We start from the raw sequence: 2,422 nt of genomic DNA, 5'->3' as shown, positions 1-2,422 counted from the left end.
AGCTGCGCGCCGACTCCTCGTCGTACGTCAAGGGCGGCTGGGTCTGCCAGGCGGGCGGAGGGCCCTGGGTCCCCACCCGCCCCACCGACGGCGAGCACGCCCGCCGCGCCGTCGCCGAGGCCGCCGGGCGGATGGGCCGGGAGATGGACGCCACCGACCTGCGCTCGCTGATGGCCGGCACGATGACCGCCGAGCGCTGGGACCAGGTCGCGAACCGCTGCCTGACCTGCGGAAACTGCACGATGGTCTGCCCCACCTGCTTCTGCACGACCACGGAGGAGGTTACGGACCTCACCGGTGACCACGCCGAGCGGTGGCGCCGCTGGGACTCCTGCTTCGATCTCGACTTCTCCTATGTGCACGGCACCGGCCCGGTCCGCAGCTCGGCACGCAGCCGCTACCGGCAGTGGCTCACCCACAAACTCGGCACCTGGTACGACCAGTTCGGTTCCTCGGGGTGCGTCGGTTGCGGCCGCTGCATCGCCTGGTGCCCGGTCGGCATCGACATCACCGAGGAGGTCGCCGCTCTGCGGGCCGAATCCGCCACGACCGAGGGAGTACCGTGATGTACGCGACGACCCCCGTCCCGTACCGGGTGCTGGCCCGTCGCCGGGAGACCGCCGACACCGTCACCCTCGACCTCGTGCCCGCCGGCGCCGCCCCGCTGCGCCCGTTCCGGCCGGGGCAGTACGCGATGCTGTACGCCTTCGGCACCGGGGAGATCCCGCTCTCCACCAGCCGGATCGACGGCGCCGTGCTCGGCCACACCATCCGCGCGGTCGGAAAGGTCAGCGAGGCGCTCTGCCGGGCCGAGCGCGGCGACTGGATCGGGGCCCGCGGCCCCTACGGCACGGTCTGGCAGACCCCGCCCGCCGGCAGCGACGTCCTGGTCGTCTCCGGCGGCATCGGGCTCGCCCCGCTCCGGCCGCTGATCGAGGAAGTCCTCCACCGGGTAGTGGAGTTCGGGAAGGTATCGGTGCTCGCCGGGTACCGCAACCCGGGCGAGCTGCTGTTCCTCGACGACCTGCCGCGCTGGCGCCGCCACGCGGACGTCCGGACCACGGTGGACCACCCCGAGCCTGGCTGGCGCGGCGCCACCGGCCTCGTCACCGGCCTGCTGGACAGCGCCGACTTCCGGCCCGAGCGCTGCGCCGCCTACCTGTGCGGCCCGGAGGTGATGATGCGCGCCACCGCCGGGGAACTGCTGCGCCGGGGCGTGCCGGCGGAGCGGATCCGGGTCTCGCTGGAACGCAACATGCGCTGCGCCACCGTCTGGTGCGGCCACTGCCAGCTCGGCCCGGTCCTCGTCTGCCGGGACGGCCCGGTCTTCGGCTGGGACCACGCCGAGGGCCTGCTGTCCACCCCCGAGCGGTGAGCACCATGGGCATCCCGCGTCTGGCGGTCTGGAAGTTCTCCTCCTGCGACGGCTGCCAGCTCACCCTCCTCGACTGCGAGGACGAACTCCTCGCGCTGGCCGGGCGGGTGGAGATCGGCTACTTCCTGGAGGCCTCCAGCCGCGAACTGCCACCGCCGTACGACCTTTCCCTGGTCGAGGGCTCCATCGCCACCGCGGCTGACCTGGAGCGCGTCCGGCGGGTTCGTGAGCAGTCCCGGTACCTGGTGACCATCGGTGCCTGCGCCACCGCGGGCGGCGTCCAGGCGCTGCGCAACCTGGCGAGCCTGCCCGAGTACCAGGCCGTCGTCTACGCCCAGCCCGAGTACATCGACAGCCTCGACCACTCCACCCCGATCGCCGCCCACGTGCCGGTCGACCTGGAACTGCGCGGCTGCCCGATCGACAAGCGGCAGCTGCTGGAGGTCATCACCGCCTACCTCGCCGACCGCAAGCCCGACATCCCCACGCACAGCGTCTGCTTCGAGTGCAAGCTGCGCGGCACCACCTGCGTCACCGTCGCCCACGGCACCCCGTGCCTCGGCCCGGTCACCCAGGCCGGCTGCGGCGCCATCTGCCCGGCGTACGGACGCGGCTGCTACGGCTGCTTCGGACCGATGGGCAGCCCCAACGGCCAGGGAGGGCCCAACACCCGCGCCCTACTGCCGCTGCTGCGCCGCGACGGGGTGGCGGACGCGGACGCCGCCCGGCTCTACCGCACCTTCAATGCCGAGGCCCCCGCCTTCGCCGAGGCCGCCCGGCAGGCGACCGAGGAGGCCGGATGACCCACCGCACCGAGCGGCTGCACACCGTCGGCGCGTTGGCCCGAACCCTCGGCGGGCGCGCGATCCACCCGGTCAACGTCCGGCTCGGCGGCTTCCACCGGCTGCCAACCCGAGCCGAACTCGACCACCTGGCAACGATGTTGCGCCTCCCGCCGACGGCGCAGAACCAGAGCGCGATCGAGGCCGACCTTCGGGCCTTCGTCCAGCCCCGGCTGCACCTGGACGACGCCGAGCTGACCCGCGA

General features: G+C 73.3%; 3 protein-coding genes and 1 pseudogene. All 4 read left to right on the top strand.

Annotated features, from left to right (window positions below):
* Positions 1–566 (top strand): 4Fe-4S dicluster domain-containing protein (locus tag ACWC9T_RS41565; protein ID WP_449826211.1); only part of this gene is annotated, 566 nt, incomplete at its 5' end.
* Entirely contained in the window at positions 566–1,375 is an 810-nt protein-coding gene (locus ACWC9T_RS41560; protein WP_449826210.1) for an FAD/NAD(P)-binding protein, read from the top strand. The genes ACWC9T_RS41565 and ACWC9T_RS41560, both read left to right, overlap by 1 nt.
* Before the next feature lie 5 nt (positions 1,376–1,380).
* Complete coding sequence (locus ACWC9T_RS41555; RefSeq protein ID WP_449826209.1) at positions 1,381–2,178, top strand: NADH-quinone oxidoreductase subunit B family protein; 798 nt, start codon at positions 1,381–1,383, stop codon at positions 2,176–2,178.
* Positions 2,175–2,422: pseudogene (locus ACWC9T_RS41550) on the top strand (hypothetical protein); the annotation flags it as partial. The gene ACWC9T_RS41555 and the pseudogene ACWC9T_RS41550, both read left to right, overlap by 4 nt.

Source organism: Kitasatospora sp. NPDC001159 (genome assembly GCF_053598235.1).
Note: the sequence above shows the minus strand (reverse complement) of the source record. Positions and strands in the feature narration are given on the sequence as shown.